Below are 26,989 nucleotides of genomic sequence, written 5' to 3'. Positions count from 1 at the left end.
CCGACGCGTGGATCGGGTCGGCGATTGTCAGGCCACGGCGCGCGCCGAGGTGAGAACGTCCAGGACGGCGCGGGTCTGCGCCCACGGCACCGGGCTCGGGGCGCCCCGGACCATGCCGACGAACGCGTCGATGGTGGCCCGGTAGCCCAACTCGTCGGCCCCGCCGCGCAGCACCACCCGGCGCTCCCCCGCGGCGGTGTGCACGGTGACCTCGTACGCCTCGCCCTCGCTGACCCCGAGCACCTCCACCGTGCCGGGCACCCCGTCGTCCCACTGCACGGCCAGCAGCCCCGTGTCCTCCGAGCGCAGGCCCCGGTGCCGGCGCACCGTGCCGGCGGCCCCCACCAGCCGCACCGCCGGCCCGAGCAGCGCGACCAGCAGCTCCACCCCGTGCAGGCCCATCATGACCAGGGTGCCCCCGCCGACCGCCGGGTCGTCCTGCCACGGGTTGTAGCCGGTGGCCCAGAGCCCGACGTCGTGCCGGACCGTGGCGCGCACCGACAGCACCTCGTCGCGCGGCACGTCGAACGCGACGAACTCCGGCGCGAAGCGCAGCACCGAGGAGGAGAGCACCAGCTCCGGGGCCCGCGCCACGACCCGTTCCAACCGGTCGAGCTGCCCGACGGTCGCGGCGGCCGGCTTGTTGACGAAGCACGGCAGCTTGCGCTCCAGCACCTGCGCCAACGCCTCCGGCACGTCGGAGGTGGGGACGGTGAGGACCACGCCGTCCGGGTCGGTCGCCAGCAGCGCCGCCAGGTCCGGCGCGACCGCCGCGTCCGGCTGCTCGGCCCGGAACCGCGCCAACCGCTGCGGGTCGGGCTCCCACACCACGAGCTCCGCGTCGTCACGCAGGGTGCGGGCGTCGGTGTAGGGGTGACTGGTGGCCAGTCCGGCGAGGGCGATGCGCATGAGCGCAGAGGCTACTCATCCGGGCTGCCACCGCGCCAGGGCAGGTCAGGCGCGCTCAGCCCGTGCGATCGAGGTGCTCCGGTCGCACCTCGTGGCGCAACTGCTCCCCGCGTAGGAACCGGTCGATCTCGGCGACGACGATGTCGGCGGCCCGCCGCCGCGACCCGACCGTCCCGGCCGCCTCGTGCGGGGTCAGCAGCACGTTCGGCAGCCGCCGGAACGGATGGTCCACCGGCAGCGGCTCGGCGTCGAACACGTCCAGTGCGGCGTCGATCCGCCCGGAGCGCAGCACGGCCAGCAGCGCGGCCTCGTCGACCAGCGCCGAGCGGGCGGTGTTGACCAGCAGCGCGCCGTCGGGCATCAGGGCCAGCTCGCGCGCGCCGATCATCCCGACGGTCTCCGGCAGCACCGGCGCGTGCAGGGACACCACGAGGCTGCGGGCGAGCAGGTCGTCGAGCGTGACCCGCTCGACCCCGAGCGTCGCGGCGTCGCCGTCGGACAGGTACGGGTCGGCCACCAGCACCCGCGCCCCGAGCGCCCGCACCAGGCCGAGGTACGCCCGACCGGTGCGGGACGCCCCGACGACCCCGACCGCCGCCCCGCGCAGCTCCCGCCGGGGCGGCGCCGCCTTCGCGGTCGCCCAGTCGACCCCGGTCCGCAGCGCGTGGTCGAAGCGGTGCAGCTGGTGCAGCAGGGCGAGGGTCAGCGCGAGCGCCTGCTCCCCCACCGCGTACGCCATCGCCTCGCCGGCCTGGGTGACACGGACGCCCCGGGCGAAGCTGGCGGGGGTGACGAACGGTTTGACGCTGGCTCCGGTGTGCGCGAGCAGCCGCAGCCGGGGCGCGGCGGCGAGCACCGCCGCCGACAGCGGCGCGGTGCCCCAGCCGGTGACCACCACGTCGGCGTCGGTGAGCAGCCGGGCGAGCGTGGCCTCGGCGCCGACGTCGGCGCCATCGGCCGGCAGCCGCACCTCCCCCAGCCGGCCCAGCGCCGCCCAGGCGTCGGCGTCGAAGAACAGCTCGCGGACCTCCGGCGAGGTCGCCACCGCGATGACGCTCATCCCTTGATGCCCGTCGTGGCGACGCCCTCCTGGAAGTAGCGCTGTCCGATCAGGTACGCCATGAAGATCGGCACGAACGCCACGACCGAACCGGCGAGGAGCATGTTCAACGCCACGTTCTCCTGCTGGAGCGAGGCGATGCCGGTGGTGAGGGTACGCATGTCGAGGCTCTGCCCGACGATGAGCGGCCACAGGAAGTCGTTCCAGTGCCACAGGAAGACGAAGACGCCGAGCGTGGCGAGGATCGGCTTGATCAGCGGCAGCACGATCGAGACGTACACCCGCCACTCGGAGCAGCCGTCGAGGCGGGCCGCCTCGAACAGCGAGTCGGGCAGCGAGGCGATGAACTGTCGCATCAGGAACACCGCCTGGGCGTTGGCCAGGGTCGGCACGATCATGCCCCAGTACGTGTCCACGCCGTTCAGCTCGGAGATGATGATGAACGTCGGGATCATCGTGACGTGGTACGGCACCATCAGCATCGCCAGGAACGACCAGAACATGGTCTCCTTGCCGGGGAACCGCTTCTTGGCGAAGGCGTAGCCGGCCATCGAGGCGAACAGCAGCACGCCGACCACCGACACCACCGAGTAGATGACGGTGTTCCACATCCAACGCAGCACGCTCTTGGCGCCGACCACCTGGTCGTACGCCTCGGTGGAGAACGGCCACGGCAGCAGGCTGTCCGGGAAGGTGACCGGCCCGGTCGGCTTGAACGACAGCACGACCATCGCGTAGAAGGGGAAGAGCGTGACCGCCGCGCCGATCAGCAGCAGCGTGGTGCGGCCGACCACCCAGCCCCTGCCGGGCCGGCCGGGCCGGTACGGCCGGGCGCGCGTGGGCGACGCCGGCGGGGTGGGGACGGCGGTGGCTGCGGGCGTGATCGTGTCCGTCATTCTTCCCTCCCGAGGGTCAGCCGCTGGATCAGCGCCACGATGATCGTCAGCACGAACAGCGCGACCCCGACGGCGCTGGCGTAGCCCAGGTCGAAGTACTTGAAGCCCTGGTCGTAGAGCAGGTAGACCAGGCTGTAGCTGGACCGCACGGGGCCGCCGCCGGTCATCACGTAGATCAGGTCGAAGACCTGGAACGAGACGGTGGTCTCGATGATCGCGACGAAGAAGAGAGCGGGCCGCAGCTGGGGCAGCGTCACGTACCGGAAGCGCTGCCACGCCGACGCGCCGTCGGTCAGCGCCGCCTCCTCCAGCTCCGCCGGGATGTCCTGCATCCGGGCGAGCAGGATCAGCATGCCGTAGCCGAAGCGGGACCAGACCGAGACCAGCACCAGCGCGGGGACCACCAGCACGCTGTCGGCGAGCCAGGAGCCGGCCGGCAGGCCGATCGCGCCCATGGCCCGCGACCACGGCCCGTCCTCGGCGAAGACCCAGGCGAAGACCACGCCGGCGAGGACCAGGCTGGTCACCACCGGCAGGAAGAAGATGGACCGGAAGAGCTTCGCGCCGCGGAAGGCGCGGCGGGTCAGCAGCGCCATGCCGAGGGAGGCCAGCATCGACAGCGGTACGGACAGCGCGGTGAACAGGACCGTGACGCGCAGCGCCGTCCAGAACGTGGGATCCTCGACGAGCCGGCGGAAGTTCTCCAGCCCGGTGAAGCTGGTCTCGCCACCGATGGTGTAGTCGGTGAAGCCGAGGACCACCCCGGCGATCGCCGGCCCGAACCGGAAGACGACGAAGAGCAGCAGGAACGGCAGGACGAACAGCAGCGCCGTGCCGGCCTCGCGGGCGGAGGGGCGGCGCACGCGTATGCGCGGGCGGCGGGTCCCCGGTAGTGCAACCATCTGACAACCTTTCTCGGCGGCTCGCGGTGGGCCGGGTGCGCCCACCGCGAGCCGCGCCGGCACTATCCGAGCAGCGGAGTGGCGGCCTTCGCCGCGTCCTCGAGCGCCTGGTCCACGGACTTCTTGCCGAGCAGGGCGGCCTGGATCTCCGGGGAGAGGACGCCCTGAACGTCGCGGGCCTTCTCGTGCAGCGGGCCGACCGTGCTGGTGGCCACGTGCTTCTCCTGCTCCCCGAGGACGGGGTCGCTGGCATACAGCGGACCGCTGGACTTCCTGGGGGAGAAGAGGCTGGCACCGATGTCGTACTTCTTGGTGTTCTCGGCGTTGGTGGCGAAGGCCAGCCACTTGCCGGCCGCCTCCTTGTCCTTGGAGGTCTTCAGCATCGACAGCGAGCCGACGGTGCCGTAGCCGATCTGCTTGGTCTCGGTGAGGTGGGGGATGACCTGGATGTTCTCCTTGCCCCAGAACTTCTCGATCTCGGCGACCGGCGTGTACCAGCTGCAGGCGACCTTGTTCTGCGCGACGCGGGTCTGCTCGATCGGCGGAACGGCGGTGATCATGGACTTGTCGACGTAGCCGCCGTCGACGAGCTGCTTGAGGAAGTTCAGCGCCTTCCTCCCGGCGTCGCTGTTGAAGGCGACCGACTTGCCGTCCGGGCTGAACACGTCGCCCCCGGCCTGCCAGAGCAGCGGGTAGAAGGTCTGGTTCAGGGTCTGCTTGGCGTCGCCGGCGTACGAGATGATGTCGTAGCCCTTGGCCTTGAACTTCGGAGCCAGGGTGAGCAGGTCGTTCCAGCTCGTCGGATAGTTCGTCTCGCCGACGGCCGCGAAGACCTTCTTGTTGCAGATCGGGGTGGAGGCGCTGGTGAGGATCGGGGCGCCCATCATCTTGCCGTCGATGGTCACCGACTGCACCACGTTCGCGTGCAGGTCGCTCTTGGTCGCCTCGTCGAGGTACTTGTCGACGGGCTCGATGTTGCGGGCGTACTTGGGCAGCTGGTCGGGGATCAGGTAGACGACGTCCGGCCCCTTGTTGCCCGCGATCGCGGTGGCGAGCGCCTGGTCGCGGTTGGCCCAGGGGAAGATCTCGACCTTGACGTTGATGTCGGGGTTGGTCGCCTGGAACGCCTTGATGGTCTCGTCCCAGTGCGCGCGGTGCTTCGCCTCGTCGAAGATCGCCGGATATGTCCACATTGTCACGGTCGCCTTGCCGGAGTCACCGGAGCCGGAACCGCCACAGCCCGTAGCCGCGAGCGCGGCGACGGTCGCCACCGCCACGGCCGACAGGCTCTTCCGAACACGCATCTCGCATCCTTCCGGGGGAGTCAGGTTCGCAGTACATTAACTTACGGTCCGGGCCGATACTAGAGCCCGTATGTACCGAGGTCACATCGTTACTGTTCGTGCGAATACCTGGACAGATCGATCCAGAACCGTAATAGCGAAGGACTCCGATGACCGTCACCCTCGCCGTCGTCGGCGCCGGCAACCGCGGCAGCACGTACGCCGGATACGCACTGCGCCACCCCGAGCGGGCCCGCGTCGTCGCGGTCGCCGACCCGCGTCCCGCCCACCGCACCGCGCTCGCCGACGTCCACGGCGTCGCGGCGTCCGCGTCGTTCGAATCATGGCAGGACCTCGCCGCGCAACCCCGACTGGCCGACGCCGTCGTCCTCGCCACCCCGGACCGGGAGCACGCCGAACCGGCCGTCCGCCTCGCCGACCTCGGCTACCACATCCTGCTCGAGAAGCCGATCGCACCCAGCGAGGCCGAGTGCCAGGCCGTCGCCGCGGCGGCCGAGCGGACCGGCGTGCTGCTCGCCGTCTGCCACGTGCTGCGCTACACCCGCTACACCGACGCGGTCAAGCGGTACGTCGACAGCGGAGCGCTGGGCCGGATCGTCGGCGTGGAGCACCTGGAGCCGGTCGGCTGGTGGCACTTCGCGCACTCCTACGTCCGCGGCAACTGGCGCCGCGCCGAAGACTCCTCCAGCAGCCTGCTCGCCAAGTGCTGCCACGACCTGGACTGGCTGCGCTACGTCGTCGACGACACCCCGACGCGGGTCAGCAGCGTCGGCGCGCTGCACCACTTCCACCCCGGCAACCGGCCGCGCGGCGCCGCCGACCGCTGCCTCGACTGCCGGGTCGAGTCGACCTGCCCGTACTCGGCCGCCCGCTTCTACCGCGCCTGCCTCGCCGACCCCGACCGGCACCAGTGGCCGCTGTCCGTGGTGACCCGCGACCTGACCGAGGCGGGAGTGGACGCCGCGCTGCGCGACGGACCGTACGGCCGGTGCGTCTACGGCGGCGGGAACGACGTCGCCGACCACCAGAGCGTCACCGTCTCGTTCGCCGGCGGCGCCACCGCCACCCTCACCATGAGCGCCTTCACCCCCGGCGGGCACCGGCGCACCCGGATCATGGGCAGCCACGGCTACCTGGAGGGCGACGGCGAACAGGTCGCCGTCACCGACTTCGTCACCGGCGAGACCGTCACCACCGACACCCGCGGCGGCGGGGCGGACGCCGGCTCCGGCCACGGCGGCGGCGACATGGCGCTGATGGCGGCCTTCGTGGAGGCGGTGGCCACCGGCGACCGGTCCCGGATGCGCTCGGGGCCGCGGGAGTCCCTGGACAGCCACCGGATGGCGTTCGCCGCCGAGCGCAGCCGGCTCGCCGGCGGCGTCCCGGTGCCGCTCGCCTCGTCCTGACCGGGGAGGCACCCGCCGTCGGGGGTGACAGAGCCGCTACGAAGTCGTCCGGACGCCGTCGACGGTGCGGGGAAGGCCGAGCGGGTTCGCCTCGCGCAGTTCGGGTGGGAGCAGCGGGTCCGGGGTGCCCTGGTAGCAGACCGGGCGTAGCCACCGCTCGATCGCGCTGGCGCCCACCGACGTCGAGCCGCTGGTGGCGGCGGGGTAGGGGCCGCCATGATGCATGGCAGGGGCGACCGTCACCCCGGTCGGCCAGCCGTCCACGACGACCCGCCCCGCGATCTCACTCAGCCGGGCGACCAGTTCCGCCGCCGCGTCGTCCCGTTCGTCGGCGGCGAGGTGCACGGCCGCGGTGAGGTTGCCCGGCAGGGCTCCGAGCACGGCGTCCCGCTCGGTGGGCGAGCCGTAGCGAACCAGCACGGTGACCGGCCCGAAGCATTCCTCCAGCAATTCCCGGTACGGCCCGCCCTCGGCCAGCCGTGACGCCGCGACGGTCAGCACGCCCGGCCGGACGGCCAGCGGAGCCGCGTCATCGCCGGCCTCCTCCGCCTTGAGCGGTTCCGTCACCCCGGGAAGTGCGGCGCGGGAGCGTACTCCGGCGAGGAACGCGGCCCGCATGCGCGAGTCGAGCAGCGGCCCGGACGGCACCGTCGCCGTGACGACCGCCTGGATGACGGCGTCGCCCGCTGGCCCGTCGGGAACCAGCACGAGACCCGGCTTGACGCAGAACTGGCCCAAACCCTGGGTGTACGAGGCAGCCAGCCCCGCTCCGATCTCGGCCGCTCTGGTCTCGGCCGCCCGCGCGGTCACCACGACCGGGTTGACGCTGCCCAGCTCGCCATGGAACGGCACCGGCCGTGACCGGGAAGACGCGATGTCGAACAACGCCCGGCCGCCGCGCACCGAGCCGGTGAACCCGACGGCCGCGGTCAGTGGATGGCGCACGAGTTCCGGCCCCGCGTCGAAGCCGTGGACCAGGCGGACGACGTCCGCCGGCAGCCCGACCTCGGCCGCCGCCGAGCGGAGGATCCGGGCACACAGGACGGAGGTGGCCGGATGGTCCGGGTGTGCCTTGACCACGACCGGGCATCCCGCGGCCAGGGCACTCGCGGTGTCGCCGCCCGGCACGCTGAACGCCAGCGGGAAGTTGCTCGCGGCGAAGACCGCGACCACGCCCAGCGGCACCTTGAAACGCCGCAGGTCCGGGCGGGGCGCGGGTTCCGCCGACGGGTCGGCATGGTCGATGATCACATCCAGGTAGGCGCCGGCTTCGACGACGTCCGCGAACGCGCGCAGCTGATAGCACGTGCGGGCGAGTTCGCCGGTGAGGCGTACCCGGCCGAGCGCGGACTCCGCGTCGGCGGTCGCGACGATGTCCGCACCGTCCTTCTCCAGGAGTGCGGCGGCCGCACGGAGCAGGTCGACCCGCACGGCGCGGTCCCGCAGCGCCGCGCCGGCCACGGCAGCAGCCCGCACCGCCTCGTCCACGTCCTGCGCCGTCGACTCGGTCGCGACGCTGCCGCGCGGCTCTCCGGTATGCGGGTCGATGCTCAGCACGTCAGTCACTGTCTCGTCCTTTCTCGTGCGGGTTTTCGGTCGCCTCGACAGGCGCTGGGGCATCGGCCAGGCAGGCCAGCTCACCCAGGGGCACCGGCACGGCGAGGCTGCGGGTGGCCAGGCTGCGCAGGTCCGCCGGCGAGGTCTCGCGCCTGCTCAGACAGGCCGCGATGCCGGCGGTGGCGAAGCCGCACACCCGCCCCTGGCACCAGCCCATCCCCGGCCGTGCGAGCATCTTCAGCGTGCGGGCGTCGGCTGCGCCGAGTTCGTCGTGCGCCCGGCGCAGGTCACCGTACGCGACCTCCTCGCAGCGGCAGACCACGGTGGTCTCCGACAGCCACCGTGGCCACGCCCGGGGTATCGGATAGGTGCGGTGCATGGCGGCGGCGAACCGGCGCCCCCGCCGGACGGCGCGGCGCAGCCGGTTCAGCGCGGCCGGATCGGCCGGACGGCCCAGTGCGGCGGCGAGGGCGAGCCCACTGAGCCGTCCCTCGTGGACGGCCAGGGCCGCACCGCCCACGCCGGTCGCCTCGCCGGCCACGTACAACCCCTCGACGCTGCTGCGCTGGCAGTCGTCGACGGTCACCACGAGAGAACCGTCGACGTCCTTGACCGTCTCCGCGCCCACCATGAGTGGCAGTTCCAGCGAAGGGGTGAAGCCCCAGCCGAGTGCCACGACGTCGGCGGCCACCACCTCGTCCGGCCCGGCCGGGCGGCCGTCGCGGTCCACCCTGCCGATCCGAACCGCCTCGACCCGGTCGGTGCCGAGGATCTCCCGGATCGCCGTCCTCGTCCGGTACGGGATGCGGTGCCGGGCCAGGAGCGCCGCGTACCGCAGCGCCTCGACTCCCTTGCCGGGCGCGGAGAGCGGGCCGGCCGGGTCGCGCAGCCAACCGAGCGTCGCGTTGGCCTCGACGACGGCCGCGACGGTCACCCCGGCCCGCGCGAGGCCGGTGGCCACGGGAAGGAGGAACGGGCCGGTGCCAGCGACGACGGCCCGCCGTCCCACCGCCGTCCGGTGCCCCTTGAGCAGGGCCTGCACTCCCCCTGCGGTCATCACGCCGGGCAGGTCCCAGCCGGGCAGCGGCAGCTGCCGGTCGTATCCTCCGGGGCACAGGATCAGTGCCCGCGCGACCAGGCTGCGGTCCACCACCCCGGTCGTGGCCGTGGTGGCCGTCATCCGGACGGTGAACGCCCCGGCGTCGCCGGTGATCAGCCAGACCTGATGGCCGGAAAGGTAGCGGATCCGGCCAGTGCCGCGGAGGGTGTACACGCGGTCCCGCAGCCGGGTGAAGACCGGCCAGCCATGATGTCCGACGGGATCGTCGGGGCGCGGACGGTTCTCGTCGTAGTGGCGCCAGTACTGGCCGCCGGGCTGTCCGGCGGCGTCGATCAGGGCGACCGCGAGCCCGGCCTCGGCAGCTGCGACGGCGGCAGCCAGGCCGGCCGGGCCCGCGCCGACCACGGCGACGTCATGCGGCACGGGTGTCCCTCCGGTCGCCCGCGCCGTCGGGGGACGCACCGGTCCGGCCGTCGTCGCCGAGGCGCATGCCCTCGGCGGCGGTCACCAGGCAGGCGCGCTGGTCGGGCACGCCGTCGACGGTGATGAGGCAGTCGAAGCAGACGCCGATGCCGCAGAACAGTCCCCGGGGCCGACCGCCCTTACGGGTGGTGCGCCAGTCGGTGATTCCGGCGGCGAGCAGCGCGGCGGCGACGCTCTGGCCGGGCTGCGCCGCGACGGCGGCACCGCGGAAGGTCATCTGGTGAGTCATCGGGGCGCCTCCTCGGTGTCCGCGAACCGGTCGGGGGCGAACGGCGCGAGGTCCAGATCCGGCCGCTCCCCCACGAGCGCCTGGGCGATCAGCCGGCCGGTGCCGGCGGACAGGCCGATCCCGGCGCCTTCGTGACCGCAGGCGTGCCAGAGGCCGGGCGCGCGGGGGTCGGGACCGATGACGGGCAGGTGATCCGGGCAGTAGGGGCGGAAGCCGAGGTAGGTCCGCATGGCGCGGACCTGCCGAAGCATCGGGAACAGGGCGATCGCCTTGGCCGCGAGCGTGCCGATCGCGGTGGCCGACACGGTCCGGTCGAAGCCGACGCGCTCGCGTGACGCGCCGATGAGGATGGTGCCGCTGGCGGTCCCCTCGACGACGGGCGAGGTCTGCAGGGCGGCGTCCGAGCTGCCCACGTCGCCGACATACTCGGAGGCGTACACCTTGTGCCGGATCGTCCGGTCAGGCATCGGCTGGGTGACCAGGACGAAGCCTCGCCGGGGCAGCACGGGGACGCGTACCCCGGCGAGGGCGGCGACGCCGCCGGCCCACGTGCCGGCGGCGTTGAGCACCGCCCCGGCGGGGATGTCACCCCCGGTGGTCCGCACGCCCGCCACCCCGGCGCCCTGGCGCAGGAATCCCGTCACGTCGGTTCCTGTCCGCACCTGCGCCCCGCGCTGACGGGCCAGCCGCAACAGGTGCGCCGCGACCAGCATCGGTTGAACCTGGGCGTCCTGCGGGTAGAAGGCGCCCCCGGCGAGTTCCGGGGAGAGATGTGGTTCGTAGTCGCGCAACTCGGCCCGCGTGACGTCACGGACCTCGACGCCGCACCGGCGCTGGCGGACGGCGAACTCGCGCAGCGCCGCGGCGCTCTGCTCCGACGCCGCGACGACCAGGCCGCCCTTGGCCTCGAACTCCCACAGGTCGGCGTGTTCCGCGAGGTCCTCGCGCCAGAGCCGCTGGGAGTACAACGCCAGGTCGAGTTCGGGGCCGGCCTCCTTGTCGGACACCAGCACGTTGCCCTCTCCGGCGCTGGAGGTGCCACCAGCGATCGCGCCGCGATCGACGACGACCACCCGCATCCCCGCCAGTGATGCGAAGTACGCGCTGGCTGCGCCCACGACGCCGGCCCCGACGACCACAAGGTCCGCACTCATGCCGCCGCCTCGCGGCGCTCGGCGCCGCCATGGGGTGTACGGGCGCTGTGCTGGTGATTCGCTCGCTCACGTTCGCTCATGGCGCGTCCTTGGCACCGCTCGCCCACAGACCCCGTACGTGCCCGATGTGCCGCTGCATGAGCAGTTCGGCCCCGACCGGGTCGCGGGCTTCGACGAAGTCCAGGAGCTCGTGGTGCTCGGCGGCCGAGCGGCCCAGCCTGCCGCTCCGCAGCAGCGGGGTCAGGCCGAGCAGCCGGGTCTGCGAGCGCAGGTCGGCGACGACGTCGACCAGGAACCGGTTGCGGCTGTAGCCGAGCAGGGTCAGGTGGAAGACATGGTCGGCCTCGATGTAGCCGACCAGGTCGCCCCGCTCCGCCGCGTCGACGATGGCCTGCGCGAGCGCCCGCAGCTCGGGGAGGTCTTCCTTCGGGATCACCGTCACGGCGTCCCGCACGGTCGGCGGCTCGATGAGCAGCCGCACGGCGGCCAGGTTGTCGAGATCCTCCTCGGAGATCTCGGTGATCCGGAAGCCCTTGTTCGGATGGGGGATGACCAGGCCGGCCTTCACCAGGTCGAGCATGGCCTCCCGTACCGGGGTGGGCGAGACGCCGAGCTGCGCGCCGAGCGCGGGAGCCGAGTAGACCACGCCGGGCTTCAGCTCGCCGGAGATGATCGCGGCGCGCAGGGCGTCCCTGGTCCGGTCGCGGAGGTTCTCCCTGCGGCCGACGCCGGGCAGGTCCGGGACGGGGGCCGGGCTCACAGCAGGAACCCCGCGGGGAACGGGTCGGTGGGGTCGAGGTGGAACTGCGAGGTCGCGGTGATCCACGCCCGGCCGGTGATCGACGGCCGCACGGCGGGCAGCGATCCGACCGTGGTCTGGTCGAGCAGCCGCCCGGTGAACCGGGTGCCGATGAACGACTCGTTGACGAACTCGTCACCGATGCCCAGTTCGCCGCGGGCGTGCAGCTGGGCCATCCGGGCGCTCGTGCCCGTGCCGCAGGGGGAACGGTCGAACCAGCCGGGATGGATGGCCATGGCGTGTCGGGACAATGTGGCGGTCGAGCCGGGGGCCGTCAGATAGACGTGGTGGCAGCCGTTGATGTCGTCGCGCTCGGGGTGGATCGGCCGGTCCTGCTCGTTCACCGCCTGCATGACCGCCATTCCGGCGGTCAGCAGGTCGCCGGCGCGGGACCGGTCGAACGGCAGCCCCAGGTCCGCCAGATCGACGATCGCGTAGAAGTTTCCGCCGAAGGCCATGTCGTACCTGACCTCACCGAAACCGGGCACCGCCGCCGTACGGTCCAGCGCGTAGGAGAACGACGGGACGTTCTGGAGGGTGACCGATTCCGCCGCGCCGTCACGCACCGCCACGGAGGCGACGACCAGCCCGGCGGGGGTGTCGAGCCGGACCGTGGTCACCGGCTCGACGACGGGCACCATCCCGGTCTCGACGAGCACGGTCGCGACTCCGATCGTGCCGTGGCCGCACATCGGCAGCAGCCCGGTGACCTCGATGAAGAGCACGCCGTAGTCGGCGTCGGGACGGGTCGGCGGCTGGAGGATCGCGCCGCTCATCGCGGAGTGGCCGCGTGGCTCGTACATCAGCAGCGTACGGATGTCGTCGCTGTGCTCCATGAACCACAGCCTGCGTTCGGCCATCGTCGCGCCGGGGATCGTGCCGACGCCGCCGACGACGACGCGGGTGGGCATGCCCTCGGTGTGCGAGTCGACGGCGTGGAACGTGCGGCGGGACCTCACTTGTAGCCCTTGGCCAGGACGGCTTCGGTGTCGGCGGTGATCCGGGCCGCGACCTCGGCCGGGAGCGGCAGCCGGGGCGGACGGCAGATCCCGCCCTTGCGGCCGGAGAGATCCATCGACAACTTGATCGACTGGACGAACTCGGTCTTGGAGTCCCAACGCAGCAACGGGTGCAGGTCGCGGTAGATCGGCAGCGCCTTGGCGATGTCGGCGGGGTCGCCCGAGGTGGCCAGCCGGTAGAGCTCGACGGTGCTTTCCGGGATCGCGTTCGGATAGCCGGCGATCCAGCCGACGGCGCCGGCGACGCCCAGCTCGAGCAGCACGTCGTCGGCGCCGACCAGGACGTCCAGGCCGGGTGCCAGCTCAGCGATCTCGTACGCCCGGCGGACGTCGCCGGTGAACTCCTTCACGCCGACGATCAGGCCCTCGTGGAACAGCTCGGCGAGCAGTGCGGGAGCCAGGTCGACCTTGGTGTCGATCGGGTTGTTGTAGGCGACGACCGGCAGCCCGACCCGGGCGACCTCGCGGTAGTGCGCGACGACGGCCCCGCGGTCGGCGCGGTACGCGTTCGGCGGCAGCAGCAGGACGGAGCTGGCCCCGGCCTCGGCGGCCTGCTCGGCCCAGCGGCGGGCCTCGATCGCGCCGTAGGCGGCGACGCCGGGCATCACGCCGAATCCCGTGGGGGAGGCCTGGACGGCCACCTCGACGACGCGCGCCCGCTCCTCCGGGGTCAGCGTCTGGTACTCGCCGAGCGAGCCGTTGGGCGTCACCCCGTCGCAGCCGCCGGCGGCGAGGAACCGGACGTGCTCGGCGAAGGCGTCGTAGTCGACGGAGAGGTCGTCATGGAAGGGCAGTGCCGTCGCGACGTGAACGCCGCGCCACGGCTTGGCGGGGGTGGTCATGGTCGGGTCTCCTCGGGTCGTAGCGCGAAGCGGGCTGGTGCGATGTCAACAGGTCTGGGCTGCCATCCACTTCTCCAGGCCGCTGGCGTCCAGCGGCAGCGCGCGGGACAGCACCTCCGCGCCGTCCGGCGTGACCAGGAGGTCGTCCTCGATGCGCACACCGATTCCGCGCAACTCCGGAGGCACGGTCAGGTCGTGCGCGTGGAAGTACAGGCCGGGCTCGACCGTCAGCACCATGCCGGGTGCCATGACCGCGCCCTGGTATGCCTCCGGTGCGGCCCGGCCGCAGTCGTGCACGTCCAGCCCCAGGTGATGGCCGATGCCGCACACCAGATAGCGCCGGTGATGCTGACCGCTGTCAGAGAGCGCCTCGTCCACGGAAACCGGCAACAGTCCCCAGTCCGCCAGTCCCCGCGCGATCACCTCCATCGCCGCATGGTGGAAGTCGGTGAACCGGCGGCCGGGGCCGACCGCCGCCATCCCGGCCCGGTGGGCCTGTTCCACCAGGTCGTGGACCTGCCGCTGGACGGGAGAGAACCGCCCGGAGGCGGGGAACGTGCGGGTGACGTCGGCGGTGTAACAACTCTTGACCTCGACGCCCATGTCGAGCAGGAGCAACTCGTCCGGCAGCACCGGGCCGTCGCAGCGCACCCAGTGCAGCGTGGGCGCGTGCCGGCCGCTGCCGACGATCGTGGCGTAGCCGGGGCCGTTGCCGTACGCCCGGGCGTACCGGTCGAAGGTGCCCTGCAGCCACCGCTCCCCTGGCCCGGCGATCGCGGTGGGGATCTCGCGGACGACCGCGGCGAAACCCTCGACGGTACGGTCCACGGCCTCGCGAAGCTGCCCGATCTCCCACTCGTCCTTGTACATGCGCAGTTCGGCGAGGGTCCGGTCCAACTCCTCGTCCCGGGTCACGTCCTCCGTGAGCTCCGCGAGCGGCCGGACCTCGACACCCAGCGCCCGCGCCCAGTCGGCCAGTCCCGGAGTGGCCCCGACCCACAGCTCGCCGTGACGGGCGTCGCTGTAGAAGCCGGAGTCGCCGGGACCGGCGGGTGGCGGCAGGTAGAGCGTGGCGTCGCCGTCGCGCAGCACCACCACTGCGTTCTCGACAGCGCAGCCGGTCACCCAGGCGAAGGCGCTGTCCGGGCGGAAGTCGTAGGTCGTGTCGTTGCTGCGCACGGGCGCCTCCCCCGCGGCCAGCACGAGGGTCCGCCCGGGGAGCGCCTCCGCCAGCCGGGCCCGGTGGGCGGCGGCGGCTTCGGCGGCGCCGGGGACGACCGACGGAGTACGGTCCGGCTCGCCCCATCCCGTGTTCATGTACTTCGTGAATGCCGCGATCTCCGACAGCTTCGGTGGCTTGCCGTCACGCATCGGCGACTCCTCCTCCAAGATTCCTGATCAGCTCGGTCAGCCGGGCGAAGACCCGTTCGTCGCCGATGCCGTCGTGTTCGTACTCGTTGGTGACCCAGGTCTGCACGTTGCCGACCCGCGACGCGGTGTCCAGTTGCAGGCCGGCATCCACGTACATGTCGTCGTAGTAGACGGCGGCGGCCACCGGGATCTCGTTGGCGGCCAGCCGGTCGAGGTCGTAGAGCTGCGGCCACTCCTCCCTGGCGGCCAGAAGCTCGACGGCGCCGCGGAACGGGCGCAGCTCGGCGATCTCCTCGAACATCCAGGGAAAGATCATTTCGCCGGTGAACAGCAGCGGCCTGGCGTCCTCCGTGAACTGCGGGTGTCGCGCCCGTTCGGCCTGCGCCGCCCAGCCGGTGGCGGCGGCACCGTGTCCGTAGATGCTCTCCTGCAGGGCCGCGAACAGCGGGTTGTCGCTGAAGGAGGTCCGGGCCAGCACCTGGTGCAGGAACGTCGCCGACAGCTCGTCTCCCGAGAGCGCCTCGTCGAGCAGCCAGTGCAGGCGCTCGTGTCCGGGCTTCATGCCGAGGTCGACGCCGAGCGACTGCAGCCGCCGCACGGTGAGCACGTCGCCGTCGGGCAGCCGCACATCGCCCTCGGACAGGCGGTCGGCGATCCGGCCGACCTGCGCCACCTGGTGCGGATAACGCCGGTAGAACTGCCTGTTCTTCGCCTCGACGCGAGGATAGGTGCGCCGGTAGACCTCGGCCGCCGACGGGTCGAGACCGGGCAGGCCACCGGTGACGTGGCAGGCGCTCAACCCTTCCGGGGCCCTCGAGAGGTACGTCATCGTGAGGAAGCCGCCGTACGACTGCCCGAGGGTGGACCAACGCCGGCCGCCGAAGACGTTCTTCCGCAGGTGCTCGTGGTCGGCGACGATCGAGTCGGCTCGGAAACACGCGAGAAAGCCAGCAGCCTCCTCGGCCGTCGCGAACCCGCTCATCCGGCGACCGTCGACGCGGCTGCTACGGCCGGTGCCACGCTGGTCGACCACGACGACACGGTGGTCGCGCAGCGCCTGGCCCAGCCAGCCGGACCGGTCAACCGGGCGCGGGCCCTTCCCGCCGGGTCCGCCTTGCAGGTAGACCAGGCACGGCAGGTCCTCACCGGCTCGCACCGGATCGACGATCTCACGCGCGAAGATCTGGATGGTGCCGCGCGTCGAGTCGGACCAGTCCAGCGGCACGTCGACCACGTGCTCGCGGACGCGCATGCCAGGGATCGTGTAGCTCGCGGTAATGGTCATCGAGCCCGGTTCTCCTGCCGGATCCGCTCGACACCTCGGTCGGGACGCCATCAGCCTTCTCCAGTAGTGTGTGACATTGCACTGATCGTAAACGCACCCGAGGGAGCCGCGAAAGGGGGTGTCGAGCCGGTCGACGTCCGGCCCCGCCGATCCGTCGGCTACTCGGAGGCCGTCACCCTGTTGGGCAGGCAGGTCCCGGCCGCGCGCCGTACGGGTCGTCCGCACCCGCCCGCCTGCCCGTTGGATCGACGTGGACGGTCGCCCCGGATGCCGCGCCCGGCCGTTTGTCGCGCCGACGCCGGGGTAGACGGCGCTACCCGTCGGAGAGGGAGGCCGGAAGGTGGACAACAGCGAGTTCATCGACTCGGTGGCGAAACGCCTGCGCACGTCACCCGAGCAGGCCACCGCCATCACGCGCGCCACGCTGACGACCCTGGCGGAGCGGATCGACGGGGGTGAGGCGCGGGACCTCTCCGCCCGGCTCCCCGACGAGCTGCGGGCCTACGCGTTCGCGCCCAGGGACAAGGCCCAGCGCTTCGGGGTCGACGCGTTCGTCCAGCAGGTCAGCGGGCGTGCCGAGGTCGACGGGACGACGGCGAAGGCCGGCATGCGGGCGGTGTTCGACACCCTCCGCGAGGCCATCCCGCCCGGCGACTACGACGACGTCGTCACCCATCTCCCCGCCGAGTTCTGGGAACTCACCGACTCGGCGGGGCGATACGACGGCGGGCGCAAGGGCTGACATAGCTCCAGCCCTCTCGTGGAGCCTTGAACTGAGGTCCGACACAGAACCCGGGCTGAGGTCACCGACCAAGGCCCGGGCCACCTCTGCGGTTCACCGCGCACCACGGAGCAGCCGCTCACCGGCAGATCCGCGCACTGTCGTGCGGCAGCACCAGCAGTCTTGGCCCTTACGCGCCGTTACCTGGCTCTCGGCGAGGCCGGCCCGTGGTGGGCCGGCTCTGGCCGTCCCGGTGGAGCCCATCTCGTCCGTCACAGCCACCCGGCCGGCTCTCAGATCACGCCCTGCGCTCTCGGGAACCGCCCGGCCCGAAGCAACTGGCCCGGCAACTGCCGACCCAGCACGTCGGTGATCCAGGCGGAGACCGACAGCAGGGCGTCGAGGTCGACGCCGGTGTCCACACCCTCGCGTTCGAGCAGGTAGACGAGATCCTCCGTGGCGATGTTGCCGGTCGCGTCGGGCGCGAACGGGCAGCCACCGATGCCCGCGACGGAGCTGTCGAGCACCGACACTCCCGCTTCCAGACCGGCGTACGCGTTGGCGTATCCGGTGTTTCGGGTGTTGTGCAGGTGCAGCCCCAGCGGAATGCCGAAACCGGCCGCGCCGCCCAGCAGGTGGGTCACCTGCCTGGGCACCCCCACACCGATCGTGTCGGCGAAGACGAGTTCGTCGACCCCGGTGGCGGCGACGCGCTCGGCGATGGACAGCACTCGGCCGGGATCGACCTCTCCCTCGAAGGGGCAGCCGAAGGAAGCCGCCAGGGTGACGCTGGCCCGCCGGCCGTCGGCGTGCGCCGCGGTGACGATGGCGCCGGCCTCGGCGAGCGACTGCTCGACGCTGCGCCCCTGGTTCCGCTGGTTGAAGGTCTCCGTGACACAGAAGGCGACCCGCGCCTCCACCAGCGGAGTCGCCGCGAGTCGGGCGTAGCCGCGCTCGTTGAGCACGAGGCCGGCGAATGTGACACCGGACGCGGACTCGACCCCGGCGCAGACCTCCTCCGCCGCACTCATCCGGGGTACGCGGGCCGGATTGACGAAGCTGGTCACCTCCACGGCGGTCAGTCCGGTGCCGGCCAGCCGGTTGACGAACTCCGCACGCTGCCGCGGGCTGAGATGCTCTGGTTCGTTCTGCAGGCCGTCGCGGGGGCCGACTTCGCAGATTCTGACCGTCATGTCCGTCCTCGTGTCCGCCGGCCAATCAAAAGATGTATGCAAGATAGGCCGCCGAGTTCCGCCGGACAAGCCCAGATTGCCTGACAACCCGCTAGAGGATCACGGCGCGTTGTGCGAGATTGTATGCAGTAACCATCGTGATCTCTTTACGGGACCGTGTCCCCGTGGTTTCATTCACGTACCGACCCACCCGACCGCAGGAACTCGCCGGCCCCCGCCGGCCAGCGGGAGTGGTCACCCAACGACCCGCCCTCACCTAGGCCATCGATACGGACAGGGGAGAAATAACGTGCTTTACGGCGACATCCTGCGGCGCAACGCGACCCGGTATCCGCACCACACCGCTCTGCTCATGGTCGACGACTCGGGATCGCGGACGTACGCCGAACTGCACGAGCGCGCGATGCGCCTGGCCAACGCCCTGACGGGCATCGCCTCGCACGGTGACCGGGTCGGGATCCTGTCCGAGAACAGCCTTGAGTACGTCGAGGCCTACTACGGCGTGCCGTCGGCGGGCATGGCCCTGACCATGCTCAACTACCGCCTGCACCCGAAGGAATGGGTGTGGATCCTCAACAACGCCGGCGCGAAGGTGCTCCTCGTCGCCCAGCCCTTCCTCGCGGCGATCGCCGACCACCGCGCCGAACTCGCCACGGTCGAGCACATCGTCGTCATCGGCGAGCCGGTGCCGGGCTTCCGCAGCTACGAGGACCTGCTCGGCGCCGCGTCGGCGAGCACCCCGGACGTCCCGGTCAGCGAGGACGACGTGGCCTGGCTGCTGTACACCAGCGGCACGACGGGGTTCCCGAAGGGCGCCCAGCTGACCCACCGCAACCTGAACGTCGCGCTGGTCCAGTCGGCGCTCGCGTACGAGCCCACGCCCCGGACCACGTTCCTCAACGCCATGCCGCTGTGCCACGTGGCCGGCTACCTCGTGCCCGTACACCAGTTCCACGGCGGCTCGGTGCTGATGATGTCCGGCTGGGACCCGGAGCGCTGGATGCGGATCGTGCAGGACCACCGGGTCACCAGCGGCGGGTTCGCCCCCACCATGATGTCGATGCTGCTGGCCCACCCGAAGATCGACGACTACGACCTCAGCAGCCTGGAGTGGATGGGGTACGGCGCGTCCAAGATCCCGCCGGAGGTGCTCCGGCAGACCATCGAACGGTTCGGGCCCGTGGTCTACGCCGGCATGGGCATGACCGAACTCGGCGGGAACATGCTGACCCTCGACAAGCAGGCGCACATCCGCGCCGCCAACGGCGAGGAGCACCTGCTCGACGCCATCGGCAAGCCGATGTCGCTGGTGGACGTGCGGGTGGTGCGCCCCGACGGCGAGGACTGCGACCTCGGCGAGATCGGCGAGATCGTGGTGCGCGGCGACCAGGTCACTACCGGCTACTGGGGCGACCCGAAGGCGACCGAGGCGGCCTTCGACGGTGGCTGGTTCCACACCGGTGACCTCGCCCGCAGGGACGAGGAGGGCTTCCTCTACATCGTCGACCGGCTGAAGGACATGATCATCTCCGGCGGCGAGAACGTGTACTCCAGCGAGGTCGAGAACGCCCTCTACGAGCACCCCGCCGTGGCGGAGGCCGCGGTGATCGGCCTGCCCGACCCGGTGTGGGGAGAGAAGGTGGCTGCCGTGGTGGTGCCGAAGGACGGGCACGAGATCACGGCCGAGGACGTCGTGGCCCAGTCCAGGAGCCGGCTGGCGTCCTACAAGCAGCCGCGCGCGGTCTACTTCGTCGACGCGCTGCCGAAGACCGTCAGCGGGAAGATCCGCAAGAACGAACTCCGCGACCGGTTCGTCGCCGGAGAGTGACCGTCGCCGCGGAAGCGGCCGACGCCGGACCAACGCCGACCGGAAGGGCAGCCGAGCCATGGACGAGCACGTCGCATCCACCGCCGTCACCACCGTCGCCACCGGGTTGAGGTTCCCCGAGGGCCCGGTCGCCCTGCCCGGCGGCGACGTCCTGGTCGTCGAGATCCACCGTGGCACCCTGACCCGGGTCACCCCGGACGGCACGACGTCCGTCGTCGCCGAACTGGGCGGCGGGCCCAACGGCGCCGCCGTCGGTCCGGACGGCCGGGTGTACGTCGCCAACAACGGCGGCCTGCACGCCTTCGAGGTGGGCGGGTTCGTGTTCGCCGGAGGCATTCCCGCCGACTACAACTCGGGCAGCATCCAGGCCGTCGACCTGGCCACGGGCGAGGTGCGGACGCTCTACACCGAGGCCGACGGCGTGGCGCTGCGCGGACCCAACGACCTCGTCTTCGACGCCGAGGGCGGTTTCTACTTCACCGACCACGGCAAGAGCGACGGGGTCACCGGCGACCGTGGGCGGCTGTTCTACGCCACGCCGGACGGCCGGTCGATCCGGATGCTCGCCGGCGGCATGGAGGGGCCGAACGGCATCGGCCTCTCCCCCGACGGCACGCGGCTCTACGTCAGCGAGACCTACACCGCGCGGGTCTGGTGGTGGGACGTGACGGCCCCGGGTGAGATCCGGGGCGGGAGGTCCCTGGGCGGCTCCGGCGGCGGCAACTTCCTCCACACCGCGCCGACGTACACCAACTTCGACTCGCTGGGCGTGGAGGCCGGCGGCAACGTCTGCGTGGCGTCGATGGTCACGCCGGGCATCTCGGTGATCGACCCGGACGGCGGTCTGGTGGACTTCGTGCCGATCGACGTCGGCGACCCGGGGATCACCAACATCACCTGGGGCGGCCCCGACCTGCGGACGGCCTACGTCACCGCCTCCAGCACCGGCCGCCTGCTGGCGGTCGACTGGCCGCGGCCCGGGCTGCGACCCCACTTCGCCTCCGCCGCCCCGCGGTGACGAGGACCGCCGTCGCACCGACCGGCTGGCGCGGGATGGTCATGCTGGAGGAGTGATTCGCTTCGTCCTGAACGTGTTGTGGCTCGTCTTCGGCGGTGGGATCGTGCTGGCGATCGGCTACGGCATCGCCGCGCTGGTCTGCTTCGTCCTGGTCATCACCATCCCGTTCGGTGTCGCGTCGCTGCGTCTCGCCGCCTATTCGCTGTGGCCCTTCGGCCGCACCGTGGTGCCCAAGCCGGGTGCGGGCGTCGCCTCCGGACTGGCGAACGTCCTGTGGGTGGTGCTGGCGGGATGGTGGCTGGCCCTGTCCCACATCGTCGCCGGCGTCGCGCTCTGCGTCACGGTCATCGGCATTCCGTTCGGCATCGCCAACTTCAAGCTCGTGCCGGCGGCGTTCTGGCCCCTCGGGCGGGAGGTCGTCGACGCCCCGTGACCGCGGGTTTCAGCCGACGTACGGGCGCTCGCGCCTGAGTTCCTCCCGGGCGATGGAGCGGCGGTGGACGGCGTCGGGACCGTCGACGATGCGCAGCACCCGCGCCCACGCGTAGAAGTAGGCGAGCGGGGTGTCGTCGCTGACCCCGGCGCCGCCGAACACCTCGATCGCCCGGTCGATGACGGCGGTCGCCATCGCCGGCGCGGCGACCTTGATCGCGGCGATCTCCGTGCGGGCGCCCTTGGCGCCGTACCGGTCGATCAGCCACGCCGTCTTGTAGACCAGCAGCCGCGCCTGGTCGATGTCGATCCGCGACTGCGCGATCAGCTCGCGTACCACGCCCTGGTCGGCGAGGTGCCGGCCGAACGCGACCCGCGACTTGGCGCGCTCCACCATCAGTCCCAGCGCCCGCTCGGCCATCCCGATCGCCCGCATCGCGTGGTGGATCCGACCCGGTCCGAGCCGGGCCTGGGCGATCGCGAACCCGTCACCCTCGCGGCCCAACAGGTTCGCCGCGGGCACGCGTACGTCCCGGAACACCAGCTCCGAGTGGCCGTGCTGGTCCTGGTACCCGAAGATCGGCAGGTGCCGCACGATCTCCAGCCCGGGGGTGTCCCGCGGCACCAGGATCATCGACTGCTGCCGGTGCGCCTCGGCGTCCGGGTCGGTCTTGCCCATCACGATGAACACCTGGCACCGCTCGTCGGCGACCCCGGTGATCCACCACTTGCGCCCGTTGACGACGTACTCGTCGCCGTCCCGGACGATCGCCGTGGTGATGTTGGTGGCGTCGGAGGACGCCACGTCCGGCTCGGTCATCGCGTACGCCGAGCGGATCGTCCCGGCCAGCAGCGGCTCCAGCCACCGCGTCTTCTGCTCCCCGGTGGCGAACCGGTGCAGCGTCTCCATGTTCCCCGTGTCGGGGGCCTGGCAGTTGATCGCCTCCGGCGCGATCACCGGCGACCAGCCGGAGACCTCCGCGACAGCCGCGTACTCCAGGTTGGTCAGCCCCGACAGCTCGGGCAGGAACAGGTTCCACAGGCCGCGCCTCCGCGCGGAGGCCTTCAGGTCCTCCATCACCGGCGGGTACGCGTGCGCCCCGTGCGCGGCCAGGTGGGCGGCCCAGCTCCGCTCGGCGGGCAGGACCTCCTCCCGCATGAAGTCCCACATCCGTCCGACGGTCTCCTCCGCCTTCGGCGAGAGCGCGAAATCCACCTGGGTCAGCCTTTCTGGTCGAGTGTGGTCAGGCCCGCTTCGGCGATCCGCCGAACCTCGTCGTCGAGGTCGCCGAACGTCTGTCCGGCCATCGCCCCGGACGCCACCCGGGCGGCGACACCCTGGGCGATGATCGCGAACTTGAAGTGGGCGAACGCCTCGTAGAACGCGAGGTCGTCCAGGCCCGCCCCGGTCCGCCGGGCGTAGCGCTCGGCGAGGTGGGCGCGGCGGGGAAAATCGTCGTGGCGGGTCACCGCCGGGGTCAGCAGCGGCGCGGGTTCGCCGGGCTCGCGCCAGTAGAACAGCAGCATCCCCAGATCCGTCATCGGATCGCCCAGCGTCGACAGCTCCCAGTCGAGCACCGCCCGCACCCGCGCCGGGTCCCGGCGGTCCAGCAGGCAGTTGTCCAGCCGGAAGTCGCCGTGCACGATCGCCGACCGCCCGGCGGCGGGCAGCGCGTCGGTGAGCCGTGCCCCCAGCTCGTCGAGCGCCCACACCTCGTGGGTCTTCGACGCGTCCCACTGGCCGCGCCAGCGCCGCAACTGCCGCGCCACGAACCCGGTCGGCCGGCCGTAGTCGCCCAGGCCGACCGATTCCGGCTCCACCAGGTGGAGGTCGGCCAGAACGTCGACCAGCGCGTCGGCCAGCGCGACCTTCGCGCCCGGGCCCCGGGCGTAGGCCGCGGGAAGCTCGTCGCGGACCACGTGGCCGTCGACCTTCTCCATCACGTAGCACGGCACGCCGAGCAGGTCCCCGGTCCGGTCAACGAGGATCACCCGGGGCACCGGCACCGGCGTCCCCGCGAGGGCCTGCTGCACCCGCGCCTCACGGCCCATGTCGTGGGCGCTCGGCAGCAGCTCACCCGTCGGCGGGCGGCGCAGCACCACCGCACCCGCGGCGCTGACCAGCTCGAACGTCAGGTTCGACTTGCCACCCGCGATCAGCGTGACGTCCAGCTCCCGCCACCGGTCGTCCTCCAGAGCCGCGGCCAGCGCCCGTCCCACCCGTTCCGGGCGCACCAGCTCCCGCAGGTCCGGCTCAGCCGACGACGCGTTCACCCACCGCTCCTCTCCGTTCGTGTCCGGCGGGCCGGGTTCGGCCCGGGCCCGCCCGGGCTCATGCCTGCCGGACGACCCCGGCGTCGACGAGCGCGTCGACGGCCGCCCGGTCCAGGCCCGCCTCGCCGAGCACCTCACGGGTGTGTTCGCCGCACCGGGGCGCCGGCCCCGGCCATGCCCCGGGGGTCTGCGAGAACCGGGGTGCCGGGGCGGGATGCGTCAGGCCGTCGTGCTCGACGAAGACGGACCTGGCGGCCATGTGCTCGTGGCCGGGCGCCTCCGCGGGGCTGAGGACCTCCGCGACGCAGGCGTCGGAGCCCGCGAAGGTCTCCATCCACCGCGGCCGGGTCCGCTCGGCGAAGCGCCGGGCGAAGGTCGCGCGGACCCGTGGCCACGCGGCCTTGTCGTCCTGGGGTACGCCGGCCAGTTCCTCGGCGAGACCGAGGCCATCCAGCAACTGGGCGTAGAACTGCGGCTCGATGGCGCCCACCGAGATCCACCGGTCGTCCGCGGTGCGGTAGACGCCGTAGTAGGGCGCCGCCCCGTCGAAGAGGTTGCCGCCGCGCGGCTCGGTCCACTCGCCGTGGGCCCGCATCGAGTGCAGCATCGCCGTGAACAGGGCGGTGCCGTCCACGATCGCCGCGTCCACGACCTGGCCCTGCCCCGTCCGCCGGGCGTGCAGCAGGGCGGCGACGACACCGAAGGCCATCAGCATGCCTCCGCCGCCGAAGTCGCCCAGCATGTTGAGCGGGGCGGTCGGGGCGCCGTCCGCGCCCACGATCGGCTCGAGCGCCCCGGTCACCGCGATGTAGTTGATGTCGTGGCCCGCCCGCCGGGCGTACGGCCCCTGCTGTCCCCATCCGGTCATCCGGCCGTACACCAGCCTGGGGTTGCGCTCGAGCGCGCGGTCCGGGCCGATCCCGAGGCGCTCGGCCACGCCGGGACGGAAGCCCTCCAGGAGGACGTCGGCGTTCGCGACGAGGTTCAGCACGACGTCCGCGGCGGCAGGATGTTTCAGGTCCACCGCCAGCGACCGCCGACCCCGGTCGAGCACCTGGTGGCTGGACCCGTGCGGCGCGGCGACGCCGACGTGGCCGGCCCGGTCCACCCGCACCACGTCGGCGCCCATGTCGGCCAGCATCATGCCGGCGAACGGGCCCGGGCCGATGCCGCCGAGCTCGATCACCCTGATCCCGGCCAACGGTCCCCGGCCGCGGCTGCTCACCGGCCCGCCCAGACCGGCGGCCGCTTCTCGGCGAAGGCGGTGGGACCCTCGACCGCGTCGCGGCTGGCGAAGACGACGTCGGTGGCCTCGTCGTTGACCGCCCACACCTCCCGCCGCGACCAGTCCGGGTCCCAGTCCGATCCGGCGGCGGCGACGGCGTGCATCACCCGCTTGGTGTGCTGCACCGACAGCGGCGCGTTGGCGGCGATCCGCTCGGCCAGCGCCATCGCCTCCTCCAGCGCCGCGCCGGGCCGGGCGACCACGTTGACCAGGCCCCACTCGGCCGCCTGGCGCACGTCGACGGGGTCGCCGGTGAGCGCCATCTGCAACGCGCGCTTGAACGGGATCTGCCGTTGGAGCCGCACCACCCCGCCCGCGGCGGCGATGAGCCCCCGCCTGACCTCGGGCAGGCCCATCCTGGCGTCCTCGGCGGCGACCACCAGGTCGCAGGCCAGCGCGATCTCGGTGCCGCCACCCATGGCGAACCCGTTGACGGCCGCGACCAACGGCTTGTCGATCCAGTGTCGGACGAGGCCCGCGAAGCCCCACTCGGGGTGCTCCGGCGCGGCGACCGAGCGGCCGGCCGCCAGCTCCTTGAGGTCGGCGCCGGCGCAGAAGGCCCGCCCGTTGCCGGTCACCACCACGACGCGCACCTCGGGGTCGGTGGCCGCCCGTTCCAGCGCCTCCCCGACGGCGGTCGACAGCGCGGCGTTGACGGCGTTGAGGGCCTGCGGCCGGTTGAGTCGGATCACGGCGACGTGGCCGGACCGCTCGTACAGTGCGGCCGGTGCGGTGCCGTCGGGCATCGGGTCGCTCGTGGTCGTCATCGGGACTCCAGCACGTCGCGGGCGATGATGTGCTTCATGATCTCGGTGGTGCCGCCGTAGATGGTGGTGACGCGGGTGTCGGCGTAGGCCCGCGCGATGGGGTACTCCCGCATGTAGCCGTAGCCGCCGAACAACTGGACGCAGCGGTCGACGGTGCGCTTGTGCATCTCCGTCGACCACCACTTCGCCTTGGCGGCGTCCACCGCGCCCAGCTCGCCGCGGTCGAACCGCCGCACGGCGTCGTCCACGTACGCCTGCGTCACCTCCAGCTCGGTCAGCATCTCGGCGACGGCGAAGCGGGTGTTCTGGAACGACGCGATCGGCGTGCCGAACGCCTGCCGCTGCTGGACGTGGTCGAGGGTCCAGCCGAGGGCCGCCCGGGCTCCGGCGCAGGCGGCCACGGCGATGCCCAGTCGTTCGAGCGGCAGGTGGCTCATCAGGTAGGGCAGCCCCCGCCCGACCTCGCCGAGCACGTTGCCGGCCGGGACGACGACGTCGTCGAAGAACAGCTCGGCGGTGTCCTGGGAACTGAGGCCGATCTTGTCGAGCTTGCGGCCGCGGGTGAACCCGGGCATCCCCCGTTCGACGACCAGCAGGCTGAACGCCCGGCTCCGGGCCCCGGGATCGGGGTCGGTCCTGGCGACGACGATCACGAGGTCGCTGTGGATGCCGTTGGTGATGAACGTCTTGGCGCCGTTGAGCACCCAGTTGTCGCCGTCGCGCCGCGCCGTCGTCCGGATGCCCTGCAGATCCGAGCCGGTGCCCGGTTCGGTCATGGCGATGGCACCGATCTTCCCGCCCGCGCAGAGGTCGGGGACCCACCGCTCGGCCTGCTCCGGGGTGGCCAGGTCGAAGACGTACGGCAGCACGATGTCCGCGTGGCAGGAGAAGCCCGAGCCGAGGGATGTGGCGTTGACCCGGGCGAACTCCTCGATCATCGCGCAGCGGAAACCGAAGTCGGAGAGGGCCCCACCGCCGCCGTGCTCCTCGGGCGCGTTGATGCCCAGCAGCCCCTGCCGGCCGGCTTCGCGCCACGGTTCACGCGGGATGATGCCGGCCTCGTCCCAGGCCTCGACGTGCGCCGTGACGTGCCGGTCGAGGAACTGGGCGACGCTCGCGCGGAACGCCTCGTGGTCGTCGGTGAAGAACGGGCGCCGGGCCCACAGATCCTTGCCCATGGTCTGCCTCCCCCGGC

Annotated in this window: 25 protein-coding genes; 5 read left to right on the top strand and 20 right to left on the bottom strand. The window is 72.1% G+C overall.

Annotated features, from left to right (window positions below; all coding sequences use genetic code 11):
• Nucleotides 1-27: 27 nt before the first annotated feature.
• The 5 genes from AB0G14_RS12950 to AB0G14_RS12930 all read right to left on the bottom strand — a co-directional run bounded on the left by AB0G14_RS12950 (nt 28) and on the right by AB0G14_RS12930 (nt 5,071).
• Nucleotides 28-909 carry a Gfo/Idh/MocA family oxidoreductase gene (locus AB0G14_RS12950; protein WP_357696750.1) on the bottom strand — a complete coding sequence of 294 codons (882 nt, stop codon included), beginning with the start codon at nt 907-909 and terminating at the stop codon, nt 28-30.
• Between the two features lie 55 nt (nt 910-964).
• Nucleotides 965-1,969, bottom strand: a complete 1,005-nt coding sequence (locus tag AB0G14_RS12945; protein WP_357696748.1) for a hydroxyacid dehydrogenase — start codon at nt 1,967-1,969, stop codon at nt 965-967.
• Nucleotides 1,966-2,865 (bottom strand): carbohydrate ABC transporter permease, encoded by a 900-nt coding sequence (locus AB0G14_RS12940; RefSeq protein ID WP_357696746.1) that lies wholly within the window; start codon nt 2,863-2,865, stop codon nt 1,966-1,968. Before AB0G14_RS12940 ends, AB0G14_RS12945 begins: the two co-directional genes overlap by 4 nt.
• The gene (locus tag AB0G14_RS12935; protein ID WP_357696744.1) at nt 2,862-3,767 is read right to left on the bottom strand and encodes a sugar ABC transporter permease; all 906 of its coding nucleotides are present in this window, start codon (nt 3,765-3,767) and stop codon (nt 2,862-2,864) included. The genes AB0G14_RS12940 and AB0G14_RS12935 overlap by 4 nt, the downstream gene beginning before the upstream one ends.
• Nucleotides 3,768-3,829: 62 nt before the next feature.
• A complete protein-coding gene (locus tag AB0G14_RS12930; protein WP_357696741.1) occupies nt 3,830-5,071 on the bottom strand; it encodes a sugar ABC transporter substrate-binding protein in 1,242 nt (413 codons plus the stop codon).
• 149 nt (nt 5,072-5,220) lie between these two features.
• Between AB0G14_RS12930 and AB0G14_RS12925 the strand changes: the two genes are divergently transcribed.
• Complete coding sequence (locus AB0G14_RS12925; protein WP_357696739.1) at nt 5,221-6,477, top strand: Gfo/Idh/MocA family oxidoreductase; 1,257 nt, start codon at nt 5,221-5,223, stop codon at nt 6,475-6,477.
• Between the two features lie 36 nt (nt 6,478-6,513).
• Here the strand turns inward: AB0G14_RS12925 and AB0G14_RS12920 are convergent, their stop codons facing one another.
• From AB0G14_RS12920 to AB0G14_RS12880, 9 genes are all read right to left on the bottom strand, one after another.
• Nucleotides 6,514-8,043 (bottom strand): aldehyde dehydrogenase (NADP(+)), encoded by a 1,530-nt coding sequence (locus tag AB0G14_RS12920; protein WP_357696737.1) that lies wholly within the window; start codon nt 8,041-8,043, stop codon nt 6,514-6,516.
• A complete protein-coding gene (locus AB0G14_RS12915; RefSeq protein ID WP_357696735.1) occupies nt 8,036-9,517 on the bottom strand; it encodes an NAD(P)/FAD-dependent oxidoreductase in 1,482 nt (493 codons plus the stop codon). The genes AB0G14_RS12920 and AB0G14_RS12915 overlap by 8 nt, the downstream gene beginning before the upstream one ends.
• Nucleotides 9,507-9,806: a (2Fe-2S)-binding protein gene (locus AB0G14_RS12910; protein WP_357696733.1), complete on the bottom strand. Its 300-nt coding sequence runs from the start codon at nt 9,804-9,806 to the stop codon at nt 9,507-9,509. The genes AB0G14_RS12915 and AB0G14_RS12910 overlap by 11 nt, the downstream gene beginning before the upstream one ends.
• Nucleotides 9,803-10,960, bottom strand: coding sequence for an FAD-binding oxidoreductase (locus AB0G14_RS12905; protein WP_357696731.1), 1,158 nt, complete (start codon nt 10,958-10,960; stop codon nt 9,803-9,805). Before AB0G14_RS12905 ends, AB0G14_RS12910 begins: the two co-directional genes overlap by 4 nt.
• A gap of 76 nt (nt 10,961-11,036) precedes the next feature.
• Nucleotides 11,037-11,720: a GntR family transcriptional regulator gene (locus tag AB0G14_RS12900; RefSeq protein WP_357696729.1), complete on the bottom strand. Its 684-nt coding sequence runs from the start codon at nt 11,718-11,720 to the stop codon at nt 11,037-11,039.
• A complete protein-coding gene (locus AB0G14_RS12895) occupies nt 11,717-12,718 on the bottom strand; it encodes a proline racemase family protein (RefSeq protein ID WP_357696727.1) in 1,002 nt (333 codons plus the stop codon). Before AB0G14_RS12895 ends, AB0G14_RS12900 begins: the two co-directional genes overlap by 4 nt.
• On the bottom strand, nt 12,715-13,620 hold the full coding sequence (locus AB0G14_RS12890; protein ID WP_357696725.1) for a dihydrodipicolinate synthase family protein: 906 nt from the start codon (nt 13,618-13,620) through the stop codon (nt 12,715-12,717). The genes AB0G14_RS12895 and AB0G14_RS12890 overlap by 4 nt, the downstream gene beginning before the upstream one ends.
• Nucleotides 13,621-13,665: 45 nt before the next feature.
• Complete coding sequence (locus AB0G14_RS12885; protein WP_357696723.1) at nt 13,666-14,991, bottom strand: aminopeptidase P family protein; 1,326 nt, start codon at nt 14,989-14,991, stop codon at nt 13,666-13,668.
• Nucleotides 14,984-16,276 (bottom strand): alpha/beta fold hydrolase, encoded by a 1,293-nt coding sequence (locus tag AB0G14_RS12880; protein WP_357696721.1) that lies wholly within the window; start codon nt 16,274-16,276, stop codon nt 14,984-14,986. Before AB0G14_RS12880 ends, AB0G14_RS12885 begins: the two co-directional genes overlap by 8 nt.
• A gap of 340 nt (nt 16,277-16,616) precedes the next feature.
• On the opposite strand from AB0G14_RS12880, the gene AB0G14_RS12875 reads away from it, so the two are divergent.
• Nucleotides 16,617-17,018, top strand: coding sequence for a DUF2267 domain-containing protein (locus AB0G14_RS12875; RefSeq protein ID WP_357696719.1), 402 nt, complete (start codon nt 16,617-16,619; stop codon nt 17,016-17,018).
• Between the two features lie 272 nt (nt 17,019-17,290).
• Here AB0G14_RS12875 and AB0G14_RS12870 read toward each other — a convergent pair whose 3' ends face one another.
• Nucleotides 17,291-18,190: a hydroxymethylglutaryl-CoA lyase gene (locus tag AB0G14_RS12870; protein ID WP_357696717.1), complete on the bottom strand. Its 900-nt coding sequence runs from the start codon at nt 18,188-18,190 to the stop codon at nt 17,291-17,293.
• Between the two features lie 289 nt (nt 18,191-18,479).
• Between AB0G14_RS12870 and AB0G14_RS12865 the strand changes: the two genes are divergently transcribed.
• From AB0G14_RS12865 to AB0G14_RS12855, 3 genes are read left to right on the top strand one after another with little or no spacing between them, the layout of a single operon-like run.
• Nucleotides 18,480-20,018, top strand: coding sequence for a long-chain-fatty-acid--CoA ligase (locus tag AB0G14_RS12865; protein ID WP_357696715.1), 1,539 nt, complete (start codon nt 18,480-18,482; stop codon nt 20,016-20,018).
• Between the two features lie 58 nt (nt 20,019-20,076).
• Complete coding sequence (locus tag AB0G14_RS12860) at nt 20,077-21,036, top strand: SMP-30/gluconolactonase/LRE family protein (RefSeq protein ID WP_357696713.1); 960 nt, start codon at nt 20,077-20,079, stop codon at nt 21,034-21,036.
• Nucleotides 21,037-21,088: 52 nt separating this feature from the next.
• Nucleotides 21,089-21,469 carry a YccF domain-containing protein gene (locus AB0G14_RS12855; RefSeq protein WP_357696711.1) on the top strand — a complete coding sequence of 127 codons (381 nt, stop codon included), beginning with the start codon at nt 21,089-21,091 and terminating at the stop codon, nt 21,467-21,469.
• Between the two features lie 9 nt (nt 21,470-21,478).
• On the opposite strand, the gene AB0G14_RS12850 is transcribed toward AB0G14_RS12855, so the two are convergent.
• Genes AB0G14_RS12850 through AB0G14_RS12830 form a run of 5 tightly spaced genes read right to left on the bottom strand, consistent with a single transcriptional unit; the run spans nt 21,479 to nt 26,972 of the window.
• Complete coding sequence (locus AB0G14_RS12850; RefSeq protein ID WP_357696799.1) at nt 21,479-22,639, bottom strand: acyl-CoA dehydrogenase family protein; 1,161 nt, start codon at nt 22,637-22,639, stop codon at nt 21,479-21,481.
• A 50-nt stretch (nt 22,640-22,689) separates the two neighbouring features.
• On the bottom strand, nt 22,690-23,742 hold the full coding sequence (locus AB0G14_RS12845) for a phosphotransferase family protein (protein ID WP_357696709.1): 1,053 nt from the start codon (nt 23,740-23,742) through the stop codon (nt 22,690-22,692).
• Nucleotides 23,743-23,800: 58 nt separating this feature from the next.
• Nucleotides 23,801-24,967, bottom strand: a complete 1,167-nt coding sequence (locus tag AB0G14_RS12840; protein WP_357696707.1) for a CaiB/BaiF CoA-transferase family protein — start codon at nt 24,965-24,967, stop codon at nt 23,801-23,803.
• A complete protein-coding gene (locus AB0G14_RS12835; protein WP_357696705.1) occupies nt 24,964-25,794 on the bottom strand; it encodes a crotonase/enoyl-CoA hydratase family protein in 831 nt (276 codons plus the stop codon). The genes AB0G14_RS12840 and AB0G14_RS12835 overlap by 4 nt, the downstream gene beginning before the upstream one ends.
• Nucleotides 25,791-26,972, bottom strand: coding sequence for an acyl-CoA dehydrogenase family protein (locus tag AB0G14_RS12830; RefSeq protein ID WP_357696704.1), 1,182 nt, complete (start codon nt 26,970-26,972; stop codon nt 25,791-25,793). The genes AB0G14_RS12835 and AB0G14_RS12830 overlap by 4 nt, the downstream gene beginning before the upstream one ends.
• Between the last annotated feature and the right edge of the window lie 17 nt (nt 26,973-26,989).

The organism is Micromonospora sp. NPDC023814 (assembly GCF_040639595.1).
Classification (GTDB): Bacteria; Actinomycetota; Actinomycetes; order Mycobacteriales; family Micromonosporaceae; genus Micromonospora.
The sequence above is the reverse complement of the archived record's forward strand: the minus strand, read 5'-3'. Positions and strand labels throughout refer to the sequence as shown.